The 20,257-nt window shown below is 71.5% G+C and carries 21 protein-coding genes; 9 read left to right on the top strand and 12 right to left on the bottom strand.

Translation table 11 applies throughout. From position 1 onward, the window contains the following. Window positions 1-116 precede the first annotated feature (116 nt). Window positions 117-1,454: a hypothetical protein gene (locus ABD817_RS32600; RefSeq protein ID WP_344922131.1), complete on the top strand. Its 1,338-nt coding sequence runs from the start codon at window positions 117-119 to the stop codon at window positions 1,452-1,454. Between the two features lie 308 nt (window positions 1,455-1,762). Here ABD817_RS32600 and ABD817_RS32595 read toward each other — a convergent pair whose 3' ends face one another. Continuing rightward, complete coding sequence (locus ABD817_RS32595) at window positions 1,763-2,968, bottom strand: ROK family protein (RefSeq protein ID WP_344922130.1); 1,206 nt, start codon at window positions 2,966-2,968, stop codon at window positions 1,763-1,765. Between the two features lie 777 nt (window positions 2,969-3,745). On the opposite strand from ABD817_RS32595, the gene ABD817_RS32590 reads away from it, so the two are divergent. Next, on the top strand, window positions 3,746-4,330 hold the full coding sequence (locus ABD817_RS32590) for a CGNR zinc finger domain-containing protein (RefSeq protein ID WP_344922129.1): 585 nt from the start codon (window positions 3,746-3,748) through the stop codon (window positions 4,328-4,330). A 42-nt stretch (window positions 4,331-4,372) separates the two neighbouring features. Continuing rightward, window positions 4,373-4,912, top strand: coding sequence for a phosphatase domain-containing protein (locus tag ABD817_RS32585; protein WP_344922128.1), 540 nt, complete (start codon window positions 4,373-4,375; stop codon window positions 4,910-4,912). A gap of 64 nt (window positions 4,913-4,976) precedes the next feature. On the opposite strand, the gene ABD817_RS32580 is transcribed toward ABD817_RS32585, so the two are convergent. The 5 genes from ABD817_RS32580 to ABD817_RS32560 all read right to left on the bottom strand — a co-directional run bounded on the left by ABD817_RS32580 (window position 4,977) and on the right by ABD817_RS32560 (window position 9,324). Beyond that, the gene (locus tag ABD817_RS32580; RefSeq protein ID WP_344922127.1) at window positions 4,977-5,843 is read right to left on the bottom strand and encodes an aldo/keto reductase; all 867 of its coding nucleotides are present in this window, start codon (window positions 5,841-5,843) and stop codon (window positions 4,977-4,979) included. Window positions 5,844-6,092: 249 nt separating this feature from the next. Next, on the bottom strand, window positions 6,093-6,959 hold the full coding sequence (locus ABD817_RS32575; RefSeq protein WP_344922126.1) for a permease-like cell division protein FtsX: 867 nt from the start codon (window positions 6,957-6,959) through the stop codon (window positions 6,093-6,095). Further along, entirely contained in the window at window positions 6,952-7,689 is a 738-nt protein-coding gene (locus ABD817_RS32570; RefSeq protein ID WP_344922125.1) for an RNA polymerase sigma factor, read from the bottom strand. Before ABD817_RS32570 ends, ABD817_RS32575 begins: the two co-directional genes overlap by 8 nt. Before the next feature lie 133 nt (window positions 7,690-7,822). Continuing rightward, complete coding sequence (locus tag ABD817_RS32565) at window positions 7,823-8,782, bottom strand: hypothetical protein (protein ID WP_344922124.1); 960 nt, start codon at window positions 8,780-8,782, stop codon at window positions 7,823-7,825. Then, entirely contained in the window at window positions 8,779-9,324 is a 546-nt protein-coding gene (locus ABD817_RS32560; RefSeq protein ID WP_344922123.1) for an RNA polymerase sigma factor, read from the bottom strand. The genes ABD817_RS32565 and ABD817_RS32560 overlap by 4 nt, the downstream gene beginning before the upstream one ends. A 414-nt stretch (window positions 9,325-9,738) precedes the next feature. On the opposite strand from ABD817_RS32560, the gene ABD817_RS32555 reads away from it, so the two are divergent. Then, a complete protein-coding gene (locus ABD817_RS32555; protein WP_344922122.1) occupies window positions 9,739-10,935 on the top strand; it encodes a pentapeptide repeat-containing protein in 1,197 nt (398 codons plus the stop codon). A 10-nt stretch (window positions 10,936-10,945) separates the two neighbouring features. Here ABD817_RS32555 and ABD817_RS32550 read toward each other — a convergent pair whose 3' ends face one another. Beyond that, a complete protein-coding gene (locus ABD817_RS32550; RefSeq protein WP_344922121.1) occupies window positions 10,946-11,428 on the bottom strand; it encodes a winged helix-turn-helix transcriptional regulator in 483 nt (160 codons plus the stop codon). A 261-nt stretch (window positions 11,429-11,689) separates the two neighbouring features. Here ABD817_RS32550 and ABD817_RS32545 point away from each other — a divergent pair, with 261 nt between their 5' ends. Beyond that, a complete protein-coding gene (locus ABD817_RS32545) occupies window positions 11,690-12,022 on the top strand; it encodes a nuclear transport factor 2 family protein (RefSeq protein WP_344922120.1) in 333 nt (110 codons plus the stop codon). A 32-nt stretch (window positions 12,023-12,054) separates the two neighbouring features. Here the strand turns inward: ABD817_RS32545 and ABD817_RS32540 are convergent, their stop codons facing one another. Then, window positions 12,055-13,449 (bottom strand): NAD(P)H-quinone dehydrogenase, encoded by a 1,395-nt coding sequence (locus ABD817_RS32540; protein ID WP_344922119.1) that lies wholly within the window; start codon window positions 13,447-13,449, stop codon window positions 12,055-12,057. Window positions 13,450-13,602: 153 nt separating this feature from the next. Between ABD817_RS32540 and ABD817_RS32535 the strand changes: the two genes are divergently transcribed. The 3 genes from ABD817_RS32535 to ABD817_RS32525 all read left to right on the top strand — a co-directional run bounded on the left by ABD817_RS32535 (window position 13,603) and on the right by ABD817_RS32525 (window position 16,701). Then, entirely contained in the window at window positions 13,603-14,055 is a 453-nt protein-coding gene (locus tag ABD817_RS32535) for a gamma-glutamylcyclotransferase family protein (protein WP_344922118.1), read from the top strand. 98 nt (window positions 14,056-14,153) lie between these two features. Then, window positions 14,154-14,957 (top strand): purine-nucleoside phosphorylase, encoded by an 804-nt coding sequence (locus ABD817_RS32530; RefSeq protein ID WP_344922117.1) that lies wholly within the window; start codon window positions 14,154-14,156, stop codon window positions 14,955-14,957. A 100-nt stretch (window positions 14,958-15,057) separates the two neighbouring features. Beyond that, the gene (locus tag ABD817_RS32525; RefSeq protein ID WP_344922116.1) at window positions 15,058-16,701 is read left to right on the top strand and encodes a phospho-sugar mutase; all 1,644 of its coding nucleotides are present in this window, start codon (window positions 15,058-15,060) and stop codon (window positions 16,699-16,701) included. A gap of 131 nt (window positions 16,702-16,832) precedes the next feature. Here the strand turns inward: ABD817_RS32525 and ABD817_RS32520 are convergent, their stop codons facing one another. From ABD817_RS32520 to ABD817_RS32505, 4 genes are all read right to left on the bottom strand, one after another. Then, on the bottom strand, window positions 16,833-17,540 hold the full coding sequence (locus ABD817_RS32520; protein WP_344922115.1) for a PH domain-containing protein: 708 nt from the start codon (window positions 17,538-17,540) through the stop codon (window positions 16,833-16,835). A 32-nt stretch (window positions 17,541-17,572) separates the two neighbouring features. Continuing rightward, complete coding sequence (locus tag ABD817_RS32515; protein WP_344922114.1) at window positions 17,573-18,652, bottom strand: adenosine deaminase; 1,080 nt, start codon at window positions 18,650-18,652, stop codon at window positions 17,573-17,575. Between the two features lie 169 nt (window positions 18,653-18,821). Further along, entirely contained in the window at window positions 18,822-19,178 is a 357-nt protein-coding gene (locus tag ABD817_RS32510) for a cupin domain-containing protein (protein WP_344922113.1), read from the bottom strand. Between the two features lie 153 nt (window positions 19,179-19,331). Further along, on the bottom strand, window positions 19,332-19,943 hold the full coding sequence (locus ABD817_RS32505) for an AMIN-like domain-containing (lipo)protein (RefSeq protein WP_344922112.1): 612 nt from the start codon (window positions 19,941-19,943) through the stop codon (window positions 19,332-19,334). A gap of 88 nt (window positions 19,944-20,031) precedes the next feature. Between ABD817_RS32505 and ABD817_RS32500 the strand changes: the two genes are divergently transcribed. Beyond that, window positions 20,032-20,257, top strand: a 226-nt coding sequence (locus tag ABD817_RS32500) for a hypothetical protein (protein ID WP_344922111.1), incomplete at its 3' end; no start/stop codon positions are given.

The following is a 20,257-nucleotide window of genomic DNA, read 5'->3' as shown; positions in this document are numbered from 1 at the left end:
GATCGGATACCGGGTGCCCGAGAGGCGCCTGACGCGGGCCGCGAGGGGATACGGTCGAGGGGTAGGGAACTCTGCCATCCGCTCATTCGTCTTCAGGACGAAGGAGGCTTTCTGCCGTGACCACCACAAAAGCCGCGCCAGGTCGTTTCGGTGCCACGATCATGGCATTGTTCGCCGGACTGCTGGCCATGTTCATGATCGCCCCGGCGGCCAACGCCGCGGCGCCAGACCCCAGTGCGATCGTCTCGGAGCTGAAGGACGGGGACCACTTCTACGCCGATCCCGCGGCGAACCTGCCCACCGACGCCGTCAACGCCATGCGCGGCGCGGTCGAACAGACCCCCTCCGTCTACGTGGCGCTGCTGCCCGGTGGCTCGATCAGCAGCCAGTCCCAGGCGAGGACCCTGCTGAGCTCGATCCTCAAGGGCGTCGGTTCCAAGTCCACCGTCCTGGTGATGAACGGCACCATACCGTTCGGCGTCACCAACATCAGGGGCGTCGACGTCGACGAGCTGCTCGGGCGGGCCAAGACCGCCTCCAGCCCGACCGACAACGTGATCAACTTCGTCAAGCTGGCCGACGACGCGGCCACCGGCGCCGGTGTCTCGTCCGGCTCCTCCGGCTCCTCCAGCGGCTCCAGCGGGGGCCTGCTGGTCGGCATCCTGGTGCTGGCCCTGGCCGGCGGCGGGGGCATCTTCCTCTACTCCCGCAAGAAGAAGAAGGAGCGCCTGGCGCGCGAGGCCGCCGAGCTGGCCGCGGTCAAGCAGACCGTGGACGAGGACGTCACCAAGTTCGGTGAGGAGATCACCGACCTCGACACCGACGTCAAGCTGCTCAACGACAGCGGCGACCACCAGCAGGACTGGCAGCGCGCCCTCGACTCCTACGAGCGGGCCAAGGTGGAACTCGCGGCGGTCAAGCGTCCCGACGAGTTGCGCGGCGTGACCACCGCGCTGGAGGAGGGCCGCTACGCCCTCGCCTGCGTGAAGGCGCGCGTCAACAACCAGCCGCTGCCCGAGCGGCGCTCCCCGTGCTTCTTCAACCCGCAGCACGGCCCCTCCGCCCGCGACGTGCGCTGGGCCCCGCCCGGCGGCGCGCTGCGCGACGTGCCCGCCTGCGCGGCCGACGCCGAGGCCGTCGAGCGCGGCTTCGAGCCGCAGACGCGCGAGGTCATGGTCAACGGCCAGCGCCGCCCGTACTACGACGCGGGACCGGCCTACCAGCCCTACGCCTACGGCTACTACGGCGGCTTCGGCGACGTCATGACCGGCATGCTGGTCGGCACGATGATGGGCAGCATGATGAGCGGCGGCTTCGGGTACGGCGGCTACGGCGGCGGCGCCGAGAGCGGCACCGACTTCGGCGGCGGGGGCGACTTCGGCGGCGGAGGCTGGGGTGACTTCAGCGGCGGAGGCGACTTCGGCGGCGGTGACTTCGGCGGCGGCGACTGGTAGTCGTCCCCGGCGAAACGATCGGCAGGACAGAACGAGCAGAACGGCGACGGGCGCGCCTCCCTTCCGGGAGGCGCGCCCGTCGCCGTTACGGAAACCCGGCTGCGAAAGCGCGGTTCGGGAAGACCCCGGGCGCCACCCACGCGCTCCGGTATCGGCACCTCGTCCTCGGCCCACTCCAGAAGTTCCGGCTCCGGGCGCCACCCACGCGCTCCGGTGTTCGTCACGCACGTGTTTCGAGCGGCGCCTCCCGGGGGGAGGCGCTCCTGTGCGACCAGGTCAAGAGGTGGGCGGCGTACGCGCGACGCGGATCACGAGACCCGTGGCAGGCGGCCGGAGTCCACGGAGTCGAGCACCCGGGCGGCGCCTCCCAGCGCGGCCGCCCCGTACCCGAGCGTGGAGGCCACGACCCGGCAGCCCCCGGCGTCCGGCGCGATCGTGCGCCCCCGGGTCTCGGTCTCCACCGAGGGCAGCAGCCACGGCGCGAGCGGCACGTAGTAGCCGCCCAGGATGACCACCTCGGGGTTGAGCAGGTTGGCCATCAGGGCCACGCCCTTGCCGAGGTTGTGGCCCACGGAGCTCAGGAGGGCGAGCGTGCGCGCGTCGCCCGCGCGGGCCAGCCGCACCACCTCGTCGAGCTCGACCTCGACCTCGGCGGGCGAGATCGCGGCGTGTTCCAGCACGGCGCCGATCCCGGCGACGGCCTCCAGGCAGCCCAGGCGCCCGCAGCGGCACTCGGCGCCGAAGGGGTCGAGCTGGATGTGGCCGATCTCGCCGCCGTACCCCTGGCCCCCTCGGCGCAGCCGCCCGTCGAGGATGATCCCGGCCCCGACGCCGATCTCGCCGGTGAGGTAGACCAGGTTGGCCGTCCCGGCGTGCGGGCCGAAGCGGTACTCGGCCAGGGCCGCCAGGTTGGCGTCGTTGTCGACCTGGACGGGGAAGCCCGGGTCGCGCAGTGCCCTGGTGAGGTCGCCGCAGAGGTCGGCGTCGCGCCAGCCGAGGTTGGGCGCGATGCGCACGGTGCCGTCGGCGTCGATCAGTCCCGGCACGCCCACGGTCAGTCCCAGGATCTGACGCTCCTCCTTGGCCATCCTGGTCGCCACCCGGCGGACGATTCCCGCGACGGTGGCCATCGCCTGGGCCGCCGTACCGGCCGCGCCGGAGAAGGACCTGCGCCAGGACAGCAGCCTCTCCCCCGCCAGGTCCACCGCGACCGCGGTGACGTAGTCGACGTTGACCTCGATGCCGATCGCCGCGTACGGCGAGCCGTCGAGCACGAGCATCGTGGCGGGGCGGCCGACGCGGTTCTCCGTCAGGCCGGTCTCCCTGACCAGGCGGCGATCGATCAGGTCGGTGACCAGGCTCGACACGGTCGCCTTGTTGAGACCGGTGGACGCCGCGATGTCGGCCCGCGAGCACGGCGCCTGCTCGCGCACGAACCTCAGCACGACGGCGAGGTTGGTGGCCCGCACGTCGGCGAAGTCGGCCGGCCGCGGGTCAGTCGTAGGTGTGATCAAGGTGAGTCCCGCTCCCGCTCGGCCAAGCTGGCCCCATCATGCCCCATCGTTCACCAATCCGTGACCACTCCCCGGCGCCCCGCGATCATCGGCCCCTTGTGGCGACGGCCACCCCCGGCCAATTTGTTTGGCTGTAAGACTAACTAATTTTAGCCCCGGAGACATCCTCAACGAGACCTCGGACCCGTGTCGAGGCAACGGAGGGAGCGCCCGCCGACTTCGGCGTGGAGGGAGAGCACTTCACCCGGGGAACCACCGGCGAACGACCCCGGCCGCGAGGAGGTCGCTCACACCTACGGCTTCCTGGGCGGGCGCCCGCTGTACGTGGACCGGCCCCGGCCCGACGACGTCGAGTGGCGGAACGCGAGCTTCCCGTACCTGGAGAAGGGCCCGTTCGACGGGATCGGGATCCAGCGGGGGACCGTACCGAAGGCGCCTCGGTCCCGCCCGGGACCGGCGCGAGGGGCGGCCGTGGACCGTGGAAGGACCGGGCCGGCGGGTGACCTGACCTCACCCGCCGGCGCCGGCACCTCCAAGGATGTCCGTAAAAGGGGTCCGAGGACAAGCCGGGCGCGCCCGTGACCCTTCCGCGCGCCTGAAACATGACCGGCAGCCGTCCCCCGACGAGCCGCCGCCCCGCGTCCTCCCCTGCGGCCCGCACTCGCGAGGCACCGACGTGACCGGCCGTGGCGCGCCGCCTCGGGCACGGCCCTTCACTTCACCACGGAGTAAGGGTTATATTCTCGCTTTATCGGTTACACCAGAAGGCGGTGAGACATGCGGATCCCCATTGCCGACTACGCGGTGGGGGCGGCCGTGGCCGGTGACCTGGCCAATACCTCGCCCACCGTGCGGGCCACGACCGGGGACGCCCTGCCGACCCCGGAGGCGTTGACGCGCTTCCTCGCGGGGCACGGGGTGCGACTCGACGCCCTGGCGGACGGGCGTCCGCCGACCGGCGACGACGTCCGCGAGGTTCATCTGCTACGCCGGGAGGCGCGTGGCGTCGTGGAGACCGAAACGGAGGACCAGGCCGTCGCGGGCGCCGTCGTGCTGTCCAGGCGGGCCGGTCTCAGCCCGGTGCTGGACCGCGACCCCGGCGGGCGGTGGCAGTGGTACGTCCCGACCGCGCCGGGCGCGTCACCGGCCGAGGAGTTGGCCGCGCTCATCGGTGTCGGGCTGCTCGGCGCCGTCCGTACCCTCGGCCACGGCCGGTTCCGCGCCTGCGTCGCTCCGGGCTGCCGCGGTGTGTTCGTCGACACCAGCCGAGGGGGACGCCGCGTCTACTGCACCGACCTGTGCGGCAACCGGCTCAACGTCGCCAATCACCGCGCACGCCACCGGCTGGGCAGTACCCGGTGAGAGACACAGGCAGTACCCGGTGAGAGACACAGGGAGGATCCGATGCTAGACCCCGAGGACGGCGCGGCAACCGGTCCGGTCGCCGGGCCGGTGAGCGAACCGCCGCTCGTGGGTGCCCTCCGGCTGCCGGACGGTTCCTGGATCCGTGGCCGCGGCCTGCGCCGTCCGCCGCCGGAGGGGCCGACGCCCGGCTTCGGGCTGTACCTCGGCTCCGACCGGCTCCGCCGTCGTCACGAGGGCGAGCTGCGGTGGCCGCACGCGTGGATCCAGTGGCCCGACTTCCTGCTGCCCCGCGACCACGACCTGGCCGTACGGCGAATCCGCGCGCTGCACGAGCGGGCACTGGCGGGCACCGCGGTGGAGGTCGCCTGCGGGGGCGGCGTCGGACGCACCGGCACGGTCGTCGCCTGCCTCGCCGTCCTGGCCGGGCTCGCCCCGGCCGACGCCGTCGCCTGGACGCGCGAGCACCACCACCATCGGGCCGTCGAGACCCCGTGGCAGCGCCGCTGGGTACTCCGCTTCCCGCCGTCCCCCCACCCGGATCCGCGCGACCGGGACGCCGATCCCGGGACATCGCGCTGAGCCGTATCGCGGCGAGCGTGAACCTGAGCTCCTACGGCCTCCTCGACCGTAACGGATCGTTCCCTCAGGCTCCCCTGGTCAGGGCGTTGAACTCGTCGTCGCTCAGCTGGACGGTCGCGGCGGCGACGTTGTCCTCCAGGTGGGCGACCGACGAGGTGCCGGGGATGGGCAGCATCACCGGGGAGCGGCGCAGCAGCCACGCCAGAGCGAGCTGCGACGGGGTGGCTCCGTGCTCCTTGGCCGCCGCGGCGAGCGGGCCGCCCTCCGCGGCCAGCTTGCCGGTCGCGAGCGGGAACCAGGGAATGAAGGCGATGCCGTTGGCCTCCGAGTACTCCAGCAGGGGCTCGGCGTCGCGGTGCGCGAGATTGTAGAGGTTCTGTACCGAGACGATCGTCGCGGACCTCCCCGCCTCCTCGACGTCCTCGACGCTGACCTCGCTGAGGCCGATGTGCCGGATCTTGCCCTCCCGCTGCATCAGCGCGAGCTCCCCGACCTGGTCCGCGACCGGGACGGCGGGGTCGATACGGTGCAGCTGCAGCAGGTCGATCCGCTCGACGCCGAGGTGGCGCAGGCTCAACTCGACCTGCTGACGCAGGTACTCGGGGCGGCCGACCGGTGTCCAGATTCCGGGACCCTGCCGGGTGAACCCCGCCTTGGTCGCGATGACCAGATCGTCGGCGTAGGGGCGCAGCGCCTTCCTGATCAGCAACTCGGCGACGAACGGGCCGTAGGAGTCGGCGGTGTCGATGAAGTCGACGCCGAGCTCGACGGCCCTGCGCAGGACTCGGACGGCCTCCTCGGGGTCGCGCGGGTCTCCCCACACGCCCTCACCGGTGAGCTGCATCGTCCCGTAACCCAGGCGATTGACGGTGAGGTCGCCCCCGATGGCGAACTGTCCGGACGCCTCGGCGGGACGGGTCGTGGTCGTCATGGTGCCCTCCCGGGACTCGACCTGACGTTCATGATTCGAAACAGCATGACGGTGAGGCCGATTCCCCCCTTTGGCGCCCGTACTCGTAAACCTTGCGACACGTCCCCGCAAAGCCACCGACCACCCCGCACCCCCGTCCCCCGATGGCGCGGGGGTGTGGGACGGCCCCGGCCCGACCGCGGCGTCTACCGGCACCGCGATGTCATCGGGCCCCGTGTTCGCCGCGCTCCCCGGCTGACACGGATCCGGTCAGTCGTCGTAACCACCGGGAGCGCACAGGGTGCTGTCCCTCTCGGCGATCTCCTGGGCGTTCTCGGTGAGGCACTTGCGGTTGAGCACGTTGGCCACCCCCCGCAGCGCCTCGGCCGTCTCGATCACGGCGTTCCAGTCGGTGCCGGGTCTCATCTTCAGGGTGTACGACTCCTTCATGTCCTCCTCGTCGAGGATGTCGGACAGCTTCCGTCGCGAGTGGCCCAGGCCGGACCCCTCCTGTTCCCGGCGGAGCAGGTCGGCGTACGCCTCCTGCCTGCTCACGAAGGAGATCGCCTCCACCTGCGGCATGGCCCCGAGTGTCCGCTCGATCACCACCTTGTCCTGCGGCGTGGTGGCCTCGCCCCCCAGGATGGGGTCCGGCGGAGCACCCAGGCCGCCGTCCTCCACGGCGAAGCCGCCGCCGCCACACCCGACGAAGGGCGAGTCGTTCTCGCAGAGCCACACCACGAGCTCGGGGTCCCCTTCGTGCCACGCCTCCCGGCCGCCCATGGCCGTGAGCACGGGTGGCCTCTCCTCGCCAGGCCCCCGCGCGACCACCGTCGTCGTCACCACCACCGCGACGACGGTGGCCGCGACGGCGATCGCGGCCATGAGACGCGGGACCGGGCGGGACCGTCGCCGTGGCGCGGTCGGCGGGCCCGTCGCGGCGAGCCTCCGGCGCGAGCCGGGCAGCCGGGCCGAACGCCGGGACGTCCTCTCGGGCTTCCGGTCGGCGCCGTGTCCGGCCTCCCCGGCGGCCTCCCTGACGGCGCCGTGCAGGCGGTCGAGTGCGGAGGCGACGGCCTCGGGCCGGGGAGCGGGCTGGGCCTCGGCCCGGTCGCGGAGCAGGTTCATCTCATCCATCGTGTCGATCCCCCTTACCGGTGGTGTTCGTGTCCAGAGCTTCCCTGACCCGCTTGCGGGCCCGGTTCAGGCGGGACCCGACGGTGCCCGGGGGGATGCCCAGGGCGTCGGACACCTCCACGTAACTGAGCTCGCCGTAGGCGACCAGCAGGAGCACCTCCCGATCGCCCGCCTTCAGCACGGCGAGGGCGCCCGCGAGGCGACGCCGCGCGTCGACGACGAGGTCGGCGTCGGCGGAGTCCGCCGCCGACGCGCCCGCGCCGACGACGGAGCCACCTCCCGAGCCGGTGACGGACGCGTCCCGGGCCCGCGCCAGGGCGCGGTACAGGCGCACCTCGTCCCTGCGGTGCCGTCTGATCAGGTTGGTGGCGATGCCGAACAGCCACGCGCGCGCCTCATGACGGGACAGGTCGTAGCGCTCCCGCTGCCGGAAGGCCACGAGAAACGTCTCCGCCGCGACGTCGTCCGCGGCGTCGGCGCCCAGCCTGGCGGAGGCGTACCGATGGATCGCGGTGAAGTACCTGTGGAAGATCTCGGCGAACCGTTCCGGGTCGCGCAGCGACAACCGGATCACCCCGGCGTCACTCGCCACGGCGGACTCCACCGCGGACTCCACGGACGCGTCGTCCCCTGCCGTGCCGTCCCCGGCCACGTCGTCCGCGAAGAACGAGGGTGGAAAGACCAGGTCGGGAAGAACGCGATCGGGCGGGCGACCGCTGTTGACTCTCATACGCAGGATGCCTTTCGTGGGGCAACGGACGCTGTTATTGCCCGCACCCCGCCACCGTCTTCACGAGAACGACCGCCTTCACGAAAGGGCTCGCACGACATCGCCGAAGCGATCGCGGGCAGGCCGGTGACCGCTACTCCTTGATGACGTTGTCGCGTGGACCGCCGTAGACGGGATTGCTGTCGTAGCGCCTGTCGGTGACGAGCAGGCGGATCACCCCTGGTTCACGGATGGACTCCTCCGCCTCCCAGACGATCCAGTCGTCGCCGACGGGAGCGGTCCGCGTACGGAGTTCGCCGTAGCCGCCCGGGTTTCCCGGCGGGATACTCATGATGAGGTAGGTGATCTTCAGTCCGCGTTTCCCGAGCTCGGGCAGGACCTCGCCGACGGACTTCTCGTCCACCCGGAACCCGGCGAGCGAGCGACCCTTCATGGTCGCCAGCCGGTAGTCAGACTTGATCACCTTCGCCTCGCGGCTGTCGTCGGACACCAGGACGCACGGCGCGACCGGGCCGTCCATGAGGATGGTGCTGGTGCTCCTCTCCCCGATCGTCCAGACGAAGGTCTGGCCGGGCTTGAACAGCTTGGTGTCGATCCGCATCTGCCAGCCGGTGGTGGAGGCTTCGCCGGGAATGTTCTCCGGCACGGAGTACAGACCGGCGGGGATGTCCTGGACAGAGGTTCCACGCGGTTCCCGGCACCACTTACCCGCGGGAGCGTGGTCGACGATGGCAGGAACGTTGAGCTCCTTCAGCTGTTTCGACAGTCCCGCGGCGTCACGAAAATCCCTGACCTTGACGTACACGACGCCGTCGGAGTCCCTGGTGACCGCGTACGAAGGGGGCACGCCGTTCTGTAGCGGGCTCGGCCCCACCACGATGCCCGCGGCGAGCAGTCCCGCGCCCACCAGTCCCAGGACCAGCCGCCGGGGGCGGTGCCCGCGGGAACGAACCGTGGACGGACCGGGCTCCTCGGCGACGATCGAGGCCAGCAGCGTCCGCGCCCCCGCGTCGGACGAGCTGCCTCCCTGCCGACCCGGTTCCACCCGTGCCAGCGCGCCGGTGATCGCATCGATGTCTTCGATGTTCTTCACAGCTGCCTCTCCGCCGGAATCAATCGGCTTTCTGCCGCGAAGCGGACATCCGCCTCGGCGAGCGCACGGGCAAAGCGCCTGCGAGCGCGGTGGAGTCTGATACGTACGGCGTTGCGCGACAGACCGAGCACGGTGGCGATCTCCTGCCGGTCCAGGCCCTCCCAGCCGACCAACGACAACAGCTCGCGATCGTCGTCCGGCAGGGTCCGGAAGACCTGCGCGATCGCCTTCAGCTCGACCCCGCTGTCGGGCGAGGCTTCGTACAGGTCGGCCATCTCGGCGTCGAGCCGCACGCTGCGGGCCTGGCGGCGAACCTCACCTCGATAGTGGTTGGCCAGCACCTTGCGCGCCACGCCGTACAGCCACAGGGTGGCCTCCTCCCCGTCCGGCAGCTCTCCTATCCGCCGCCAGGCGATGGCGAAGGTCTCCGCCACCACGTCCGCCGCGTCCTGCGGCGACGCGCAGCGGCGTGCCGTGTACGCCGTGATCCGGCCATATGTTTCCCGGTAGACGGCCTCGAACCTGGCTCGCGCGTCATCCACGGGCCGTTCCCGCGCCCGGTCTCCTCGGCATCCCCATGCCCGTCTCCTTGATAGTGCGATCTACGGACATCTGTGCCTATGTAAGGAGTCAGGCCATCATTTCTTGTCAGAGCAGAGAAATTCGAGCATGTTAAGCACCGTTCCGGGCGAGCGCGAAGCCTCACTCAGCCGCATCGGAGGCCGAACCCGGCCTCGGCGGTTCGCAGGATCCTCATCCACCGGGCGAGTCACCGCGCCCCGCGGGCCATCGCCGGCAACCGGTGGGACCCGCTCGGCCTGGCCCGAACGCGACCGGCGGCCGCCGCCCGGGAGGTCCGCCCACGAGACCAGACACGGCGGAAAAGGTGCAAGCGACTGTCTAGCGTGATGCAATGGTCCGCTGACACGATCGGGGCTGCTTTGAAGGAGGCTCCCGTGCGTCGTCCCATCCCCCTGGCTCTCATCGTCGCGATCTTCGCGCTGTCGGGGACAGTGATCTCTCCCGCCCAGGCCTCGGCCGGGCCGTGCAAGCCCGGTCAGGGCGTCAACCTGCGCGGCAAGGACTTCACCCGGGGTGCCCAGCTCCCCGTCAACCTGCGCTGCGCCGACCTGACCAGGGCGAAGCTGGACAGCGTGGAGCTGCTCCAGAAGGACCTCACCGGAGCGATCCTGCGCGACGCCTCGCTCAAGAAGGCCAACCTCACGCAGGCCACGCTCAAGTACGCCGACCTGCGGGGCGCCGACTTCTCCGAGGCCGACCTGGGACAGATGCACGCCGACCACGCCGACCTGCGGGGCGCGATCCTGATCGACGCCGAGGCGGGGCAGGCGGAGTTCCCGCACGCGGACCTGACCGGGGCGACCCTGACCAGGGCCGAGCTGACCCAGGTCGACTTCACCAACGCCAAGCTGATCGACGCCGATCTGGAGGAGAGCACCCCCGGCCAGCTCAAGGCGCGCAAGGCCGACTTCACCAGGGCCAAGCTCCGCGAGGCCAAGATGAGCCAGGCGAACCTGCGCAACACGACGTTCAAGGACGCCGACCTGAGCGAGGTCGAGTTCACCCAGGCCGAGCTGGACGGCGCCGACTTCACCGGCGCCCTGGTGGAGGGCGCGTCCTTCACCCAGGCCGACGACGCCGACCTCACCGGTTCCAAGGGCAATCCCACGGGCATCACCCTCGCGGTGCCGACCTCAGTGCCCGACCTCGACATCTTCGGGACCAAGGAGACGGACCCCCCGCAGGACGAGCCCGCCCAGAGCGGCGGCCCGTCCGTGGGGCTGGTCATGGTCGTGCTCAGCGCGGTGGGCCTGGCGCTGACCGTGGTGGCCTGGGGCGTCAGCGCCCAGCGGCGGACCCGGCGCAACGCCCGGTTCGCCGTGGTGCGGCGCGGTGCGGAGGAGGACATCACCCGGCTGGGCGAGGAGATCGACCAGCTCGACTACGAGTTCCAGGTCAACGGGCGCGGCGGCATGACCGCCGACCGCGACTGGCGCCTCGCCCTCGACGCCTACGAGGCGGCCAAGCAGGCCCTCCTGGTCGCCCGGCGCGAGCAGGAACTGCACTTCGTGGCCCGCGCCGTCCAGGACGGCAGAGCCGCCCTGGGCCGCCTCCGCTCCCGCGTCCACTGACGCCCGGCGGTCAGCGGAGGTAGCGGGCGCGCATGGTCTCGCTCGCGACGGGACCGGCCGTGAAGACGAACTCCTCGCTGGAGTCGAGACGGCGGCCGGTGGCGGCGTCGACGACGACGGGTTCGACCTCCCGGCCGGTGGCGGCGTCGACGAGGATCATGCTGCGCCGCGAGGGATCGAGCCGGGAGTTGCCCCAGGCGGCCAGGGCGACGATCACCGGGCGCAGGGACCTGCCCAGCTCGGTCAGGACGTACTCGTGGCGGGTGGGGTTGCTCTGGTAGGGGCGGCGCTCCATCAGCCCGTCGGCGACGAGGGACTTCAGGCGGCTGGTCAGCATGCTGGAGGAGATGCCCAGGTTCTCCTGGAACTCGTCGAAGCGGGTGTAGCCGTCGAAGGCGTCGTGCAGGATCAGCAGCGTCCACCACTCCCCGACGTGGGCCACCGTCGTCGACAGCGGGCATTCACGATCTTCCAGTCTGATCCGGCTCGCCACGTGGCCCCTCCCTCGACGGTTACTGCTAAAGTCGAAGCGACTCACTTCTAGTTTAGCAGTAACTGGAGGGGCGGGCTCGCCGTGCCCGCGCCCGGGACGGAGCGCATCGTGGAGACCTTCATCGGCGATTCCCCCGATTCCCCCGACTCCCCCGACGGGAGGCGCGCCCTGGTCACCGGTGCCCCCAAGCACGTCATCGGCACCCCGCCGACCGCCTGATCCCGCTCACGATCCCGTTCACCGACACGGAAGGAAACACCCATGTCCGACGCACCCACCATCCCCGGCGTCGTCCGCCGCTACTTCGAGCTGGCCCCCCTGCCCGACCACGACGCCTACCTCGCGCTGTTCGCGGACGACGCGGTCGTGGAGGACGAGGGCACCGAGCACCACGGCATCGCCTCGATCCGCGCCTGGCGTGCGGGCGTACCCGAGGTCACCTACACCGTCACCGGCGCCGACGTCACCGACGGCGGCGTCACCGTGGCCACCGCGCGCATCTCCGGTGACTTCCCCGGCAGCCCGGTGACCCTGCGGTTCCATTTCGAGTACGGCGACGACGGGCGCGTCCGCGTCCTGCGCATCCGCCCCTGACCTCGGAAGCCGAGGGTCCGGGAACGGACGAGTCAGATGCCGCTGGGCGTCATGGGCTGCATGAGGCGGCGGGCGGCCTCGGTGACGGAGCCGGACAGGGAGGGGTAGACCGCGAAGGTGTGGGCGATCTGGTCGACCGTCAGCCGCTGCTGCACGGCGACCGAGACCGCCAGGATCAGCTCCGAGGCGCGGGGGGCGACCACGACACCGCCGAGGATGATGCCGGTGTTCGGGCGGCAGAACAGCTTCACGAAGCCGTCGTTGAACCCCTGCATCTTGGCGCGGGCGTTGGTGGCCAGCGGCAGCTTGACGATGTTGGCCTCGATCTCCCCGCTCTGGATCGCCCGCTCGGCGATGCCCACGGCGGCGATCTCGGGGTCGGTGAAGATCGCGGAGGCCACGGTGGCCAGGCGGAGCGGGTGCACGGCCTCGCCGAGGGCGTGCCAGACGGCGATCCGGCCCTGCATGGCGGCGACCGAGGCGAGCATCAGGATCCCCGTGCAGTCTCCGGCCGCGTAGACACCGGGCGCGGAGGTGCGGGAGACCTTGTCGACCTGGATGAAACCGCCCCTGTCGAGGGTGACCCCGGCCTCCTGGAGGCCGAGCCCCGCGGTGTTGGGGACCATGCCGACCGTCATGAGGCAGTGGCTGCCCTCGGCGGTCCGGCCGTCCTCCAAGGTGACGACCACGCCGTCCGCGGTGCGCTTGACGGATTCGGCGCGGGAGCGGCCCATGACGTTCATGCCACGGCGCCGGTAGACCTCTTCGAGGACCTCGGCGGCGTCGGCGTCCTCGTTGGGCATCATCCGGTCGCGGGAGGAGACCAGCGTGACCTCCGAGCCCAGCGAGCGGTAGGCGCCCGCGAACTCCGCGCCGGTGACGCCGGAGCCGACCACGATGAGGTGCTCGGGCAGCTCCTCCAGGTCGTACAGCTGGCGCCAGGTGAGGATCCGCTCGCCGTCGGGCTCGGCGCCGGGCAGGATGCGCGGGGTCGCGCCGGTCGCGACGATGATGACGTCCGCGCGGATCGTCCGGTCTCCGGCCCTGACCACCTGCGGGTCGACCAACCGTCCCGGGGCTCTGATCACCTCGACGCCCTCCGCCGCGAGCCGGGCGGCGATGTCGGCGGACTGCGCGCGGGCGAGCTCCTTGACACGCCTGTTCACCAGCGGCATGTCGGCGATGACACCGCCGACGTCGCCGTCGGGGCCGCCGGTGTAGTGCACCCCCAGCATGCTGGCGTCGAGGAGCGCCTGCTTGCGCACCGAGGTGGCGATCAGTGTCTTGGACGGTACGCAGTCGGTGAGGACGCAGGCCCCGCCGGGGCCGTCCTGTTCGACCACGGTGACCTGCGCTCCCAGTTGGGCGGCGACCAGTGCCGCCTCGTATCCGCCGGGACCGCCACCGATGATCACTATCCTCGTCACATAGCCCATTCTCCCGCATGGCGGGACCGGACGTCGCTCGGCATCCCTCCTAAGCCACGGAACCCCCACAAAACCATCGCGATTCCACCAGACATCGGCGCGGCTTCGAAGCCGGGTGAGCGTCTCGCGGATCTTGGATTAGTGTTGGTCACCGTGCCTGTCTACGCCGCTTACGGCAGCAACATGGACCCGAAGCAGATGGCCCAGCGGGCCCCTCACTCCCCGATCAGGGGGACGGGCTGGCTTCAGGGCTGGCGCCTGACCTTCGGCGGGAACGATCTCGGCTGGGAGGGCGCGCTCGCCTCCATCGTCGAAGACTCCGACGACCAGGTTTTCGTCGTCCTCTACGACGTGCCCGAATGGGACGAGAGCTCCCTCGACCAGTGGGAGGGCGCGGCGCGCGGCCTCTACCACAAGGTCAGGCTCCGGGTGCAGACCATGGAGGGCGAGGTCGTGGCGTGGTTCTACGTGCTCGACGGGTACGAGGGCGGGCTGCCCTCGGCCCGCTACCTCGGCATCCTGGCCGAGGCCGCCGAGCGCGCGGGCGCCCCCGACGACTACGTCAGGGAGCTGCGCGGCCGTCCCTGCACCTCCCTGGGAAGCTGAGGGCGACCGTCCGGGGGACCGTCGAGAGCCCGGCCGAGCGCGCCGCCCGGGGGACACGACACGCGGCACGAAAGCGGATGACCGGTACGCTCGGTGACGTGACCAATGACCCGTATGCACTCGCCACCGACGCCGCGGACGCGCTGAGAAGCGCCGTCGGCGTGGACTCCTTCGACGTCGCACTGGTGATGGGGTCCGGCTGGGTCCCGGCCGCCGACGCGATCGGCGAGGCGGTCGCCGAGATCCCGGTGACCGACCTCCCCGGCTTCGCGCCGCCCGCCGTCGAGGGCCACGCGGGCCGGATCCGCGCCGTACGGACCGAGTCGGGGAAGAACGTACTGATCTTCCTGGGCCGCACCCACCTCTACGAGGGCCGCGGCGTGGAGCCGGTCGTGCACGGCGTGCGGACCGCGATCAGGGCCGGGGCGGGCACGATCGTGCTGACCAACGCCGCCGGGGGTCTGCGCCCCGAGACCCAGGAGGTCGGCGAGGCGGTGCTGATCAGTGACCACATCAACCTGACCGGTGCCAGCCCGATCACCGGCGCCACCTTCGTCGACCTCACCGACGTCTACACCCCGCGCCTGCGCGAACTGGCCCGCGAGGCCGACCCGTCGCTGGCCGAGGGCGTCTACGTGGCCTTCCGCGGCCCGACGTACGAGACCCCGGCCGAGGTCCGCATGTGCCGCGTCCTCGGCGGCGACATGGTGGGCATGTCCACCGTGCTGGAGGCCATCGCGGCCCGCGAGGGCGGCGCCGACGTGCTGGGCGTCTCCCTGGTCACGAACCCGGGCGCCGGACTGGTGGGCGAGCCGCTCAACCACGAGGAGGTGCTGGAGGTCGGCCGCGCCACCGCCACGCGCATGGGCGGCCTGCTGGCCAGGGTCGTCGGCAAGCTGTAGGCCCGCGAGCAGCGTCCGGCTTTCGAGAATCACCCTGGTTTCAGGGATCAACAGGAGGCGGGCCCGGCGAGCGGACGGGCCCCGGCCCCGAGAGGTGACGATGAGCAGCGATCTCGCAGGGCTCGCCCGTTCCTGGCTGGCCCAGGACCCCGACCCAGACACGCGCGCGGAGCTGGAGAAACTGCTGGAGAGCGGTGACGGCGACGCGCTGCGCGAGCGGTTCGGCTCCCGGCTGGAGTTCGGCACCGCCGGTCTCCGGGGCGAGCTGGGCGCCGGTCCCAACCGGATGAACCGGGTGACGGTCATGCGCGCCGCGGCCGGGCTGGCCCGCGTTCTCGGTCCCGGCAAACACGTCGTGATCGGCTACGACGCCCGGCACAAGTCGGACGCCTTCGCCCGCGACACCGCGGCCGTGCTCACCGGTGCCGGGCTGCGTGCCTCGATCCTCCCCCGGCCGCTGCCCACCCCCGTGCTGGCCTTCGCCGTCCGCCACCTCGGCGCCGACGCGGGCGTGACCGTCACCGCCAGCCACAACCCGCCTCGCGACAACGGCTACAAGGTCTACTGGGGCGACGGCTCCCAGATCGTGCCGCCGGTCGACGCGGAGATCTCCGCCGCCATCGACGCGACGGGGCCGGTCTCCGAGCTGCCCCTCGGCTCCCCGGGCGACCCCGCCTGGAGCGAGCTGGACGACGGCGTCGTGGCCGCCTACCTGGAGGCGGTGGTCGCGCTCCCGATCGGCGACGCCCGCGAGCTGCGGGTGGCGTACACCCCGCTGCACGGCGTGGGTGGCGAGACCCTGGCGAGGGCATTCGTCGCCGCCGGGTTCGACGCGCCCGCGACCGTCGAGGCGCAGGCCGAACCCGACCCCGACTTCCCCACCGTCGCCTTCCCCAACCCGGAGGAGCCCGGCGCGATGGACCTCGCGCTGGAGCTCGCGGAACGGGTCGGCGCGGATCTGGTGCTGGCCAACGACCCCGACGCGGACCGCTGCGCGGTGGGTGTGCCGCTGCCCGGCGGCGGCTACCGGATGCTGACCGGCGACGAGGTGGGCGCCCTGCTGGGCGAGCACGTGATCCGGCGGACCTCGGGCGACGGCCGCCTGGTGGCGACCACCATCGTGTCGTCGTCCCTGCTCGGCAAGATCGCCGCCGGGTACGGGGTGCGCTACGCCGAGACCCTGACCGGCTTCAAGTGGATCATGAAGGCCGGTACGGGTCTGCTGTTCGGGTACGAGGAGGCGCTGGGATACAGCGTCGGCTCCGGCCTCGGGCTGCCCGTGCACGACAAGGACGGCATCGGCGCGGCGCTGACCGTGGCCGGGATCACCGCGCGGGCCAAGCTGGAGGGGCGCGGCCTGCTCGACCTCCTGGACGACCTGGCACGCCGTCACGGCCTGCACGCCACGTCCCAGCTGTCCTTCCGGGTCGCCGACCTCTCGCTGATCACCGGGGCCATGGCCCGCCTGCGGGGCGCTCCGCCCGCGCGTCTCGGTGGTCGCGAGGTCGAGGCCGCCGACGACCTGAGCCTCGGCGCGGGCGGGCTGCCGCCCACCGACGGCGTCCGCTACCACCTGGCCGGGGGCGCCCGGGTCGTCGTCCGCCCCTCCGGTACCGAACCCAAGCTCAAGTGCTATCTGGAGGTCGTGGTCCCGGTGACCGGCGAGGTCTCGGCCGCCCGTGCGCGGGCCGTACGGGATCTCGACGCCCTGAAGACCGACCTCACCGAGGCCCTCGGCCTCTGATCCGGGGCTCCTGGTCCGTCGACCCGCGCCGTTTCACGGTTCCGGGCGCGTCCGCGCCCGGCGGGTCGGGCTCCTGCTTCCGGTCCCCGGGCCGAGCCGGTACGGGTGGCGCAGTGGTGCGGCCGACGTGGTCAGACGAGGAAGGCGGCGACCACCGGCAGGGCCGCGACCGCGAAGGCCACCAGGGCGTCCGGTGCCCACGTCACCTTGAGCGCGCCGGTCCCAGCGCCGGTCCCAGCCCCGGCCCCGGATTCCCCGCCGGACGCCTCGGAAGCCCCGGCCACCCCCGAGGCCCCGGTCGCCTTCGCGGCCCCCGTCATGGAGGCCGCGCGCCTGGCGGCCTCCGCGCGTTCGGTGATCTGCTCGGCCACCCAGTCGGCGTGGGTCCTGCCCGCCAGCGCCTCGGCGGCGGCCTGCTCGCCCTTCGAGCGGACCGGCTCGGTCCTGAAACGGCCCCGCGAGGGCACGGAGGCGGGCCTTCCCCTGCGTGCGGCGGCGGCCCGCTCGCGGGCCGAGGCCTGCGGCACCCAGCAGCGGACGCTCCCACCGCCGGAGGTGATCGTGATCGAGTGGGACACCGTGACCTCGTCCACGTCCCGCCAGGGCACGAAGGCGTTCCTCAGCGGGTTGCGGACCCGGACACCCTCCTCGGACAGGATGACCGCCGGACGCAGGCAGGTGACGAAGACCAGCGCGGTCAGCACCCCCAGCACCGCCGCGGCGACCATCGACGTCCGCCCGCTGTAGCGGACGATCAGATCGACCGCGCTGAACGCGGCGAAGGCCATCCAGACCCAGCCGACGATCATCGCGAAGGTGGAGCGGAACACCTGCTTCATCGCAAAAGCTCACTTCACTCGTACGAACCCGTTCACGCCTGCCACTTGAGGCGCGCGAAACCGGGCTTGATGACGCCGTTGATGAGCGCCAGACGCTCGTCGAACGGCAGGAACGCCGACTTCATGGCGTTGACGGTGAACCACAGCATGTCGTCCCAGCCGTAGCCGAACGCCTGCGACAGCTTGGCGAACTCCTTGGAGACGGACGTGTCGCTCATCAGCCGGTTGTCGGTGTTGACGGTGACCCGGAAGTTCAGGCGGCGCAGCAGGCCGATCGGGTGTTCGGCGATGGAGGCCGCCGCACCGGTCTGCAGGTTGGAGGTGGGGCACATCTCCAGCGGGATGCGCTTGTCACGGACGTAGGCCGCCAGTCGGCCCAGCTTGGGCTCCCCCCCGCCCTGGACGGAGATGTCGTCGATGATCCGGACACCGTGACCGAGCCGGTCGGCGCCACACCACTGGATCGCCTGCCAGATCGACGGCAGGCCGAACGCCTCACCGGCGTGGATGGTGAAGTGGGCGTTCTCCCGCTGGAGGTATTCGAAGGCGTCGAGGTGACGGGTGGGAGGGTAGCCCGCCTCCGCACCGGCGATGTCGAACCCGACCACCCCGGCGTCGCGGTAGCGGACCGCGAGCTCGGCGATCTCCATGGACCTGGCCTGGTGGCGCATGGCGGTGAGCAGCGTACCCACCCGGATGCCACGCCCCTCGGAACCGGCGGCGAAGCCCTCCTGCACGGCCTCGATGACCTCTTCGAGGCTCAGGCCCGTGGAGGTGTGCTGCTCGGGCGCGTAACGCACCTCGGCGTAGACCACGCCGTCGGCCGCCAGGTCCTCGGCGCATTCGGCTGCGACCCTGACCAGTGCCTCGCGCGTCTGCATGACGCCGACCGTGTGGTCGAAGGTCTCCAGGTAGCGCTCCAGCGAACCGGAGTCGGCGGACTCCCTGAACCAGGTGCCCAGGCTCTCCGTCTCGGTCGAGGGCAGCCTGTCGTAGCCCGACTCGCGGGCCAGGTCGATGACGGTCTCCGGCCGGAGGCCACCGTCGAGGTGGTCGTGGAGCAACACCTTCGGAGCCAGGCGGATCTGCTCGAAAGTGGGTAACTGACTCATTGGGCAACCTTACCGTCGGGGGCCTGACCAGTCGGTCTGCGCGGGAACACCGCCACGGTCCGGCCTCGGGATGTTCACACGGGTGTCCCCTCCGGGGAGACGTCACGCCGATCCCGGTACGGAGAAGCCGGGATCGGCGCGTGACGAGCCGTCGCCAGAGGTCGCCCTGTCACTCGCCTTCGCGGTTGACGGTCTCCGGGGAGAAGGCGGGCAGGCAGACGGCGACGTACTCGGCGCCGTCGGGGCCGCAGCTGTAGCGGATCCGCTCCCCCGGCTCGCACTGGAACACCTGTCCCACGCCGACCTCGGTCGTGCCTCCGTCGTGCTCCACGATGACGGTGCCCTTGAGCACCAGCGTGTACTCGGCGAATTCCGGGGTCTGGGCGGGCTCGTCCCATCCGGCCGGGGCCTTCATGTACGCGATCGAGATCCGGGCGTCACCGCTGTTGGCCACACCGACGTATTCGTCGATCGTCTTGCCACCGGGAACGGGAATCCGTGTCGCGCTGTCGATTTTGCGTACCATCAGACCAGTCTGTCACCGGTCTCGGAGTGCGGCGCCTCCCAGCGCCCCCGATGCCCTCGGTGCCCCATGGCCCCGGCGCTCTCAGCACCCTCAGCGCCCCGGCGCTTCTCAGTGCTCCCGGGACCCTCGGTGCCTTCGGCGCTCTCGGCGCTCTCAGTGCGCGATGTCGACGACGAGCCGGTTCGGGCTCTTCTGCTCCAGAACCCGGAACGGCGCCTTGCGGTCGAGGACGACGCCCACGCTCACCACGCCCTCGAAGTCGCCTATCTTGACCACGTTCTGGACGTTGCCCAGCTTGGCCTGGAAGATCGGGCCGCCCTTCCAGGTGGGCGTGCCCGCCTCGGTGTGCGCGACGGCCGGGGTCAGCGTCAGCCGCAGGTAGGCACCGCCCTTGACGTTCACCCGATCCCCCGAACCGTCCTGGAGGAGCTCGGGAACCCACCGCGCGGTGTAGCCGGGCACTTCGCCACTTAGGTCGATCACCACCCGGTCGAACCCCTGGTGCTCGGCGAACCGGGCTCCGGTCACGGTCGGCTGGGTGTCGATGGGACGGTCCACCTCGATCTCCTTGGTGCTCGTCGGGGGGAGCAGCCCGGCCGGAACGGCGGAGGGCGTGGGGGTCGGCGTGGCCACCGGATCCGCCGGGGCCGTGGTCACCGTGCCCGACGGGGACGGGGACGAGGTCGCGGTCTGCGTGACCGAGCCGCAGCCGGCCGCCGGCAGGAGCAGGGAGACGAGTACGAGGGGAACGAGCGTGCGGTTCATGATGAGCCTCCTGCCCCGTTAGATGCTCAGGTCTCCGGAGAGGTTCACCCCCGGCCGTCCACATGCGCCCTGGCCGGATCGTGACACCTTGTCGAGGGGGGAGTCAAGCACCCCGATCATGGCGGGAGGGCCACGGGTCGCGGCGAGCCCATCGGCGTTCCGGGAGAAGACGCCCCAGAGAAAAGCACTCCGGGGGAAGAAGCTCCGGGGGAAGAAGCTCCGGGGGAAGAAGCTCCGGGGGAAGAAGCTCCGGGGGAAGAAGCTCCGGGGGAAGAAGCTCCGGGGGAAGAAGCTCCGGGGGAAGAAGCTCCGGG

It is taken from the genome of Streptosporangium oxazolinicum (assembly GCF_039537505.1).
GTDB classification, from domain to species: Bacteria; Actinomycetota; Actinomycetes; order Streptosporangiales; family Streptosporangiaceae; genus Streptosporangium; species Streptosporangium oxazolinicum.
Note: the sequence above shows the minus strand (reverse complement) of the source record. Positions and strands in the feature narration are given on the sequence as shown.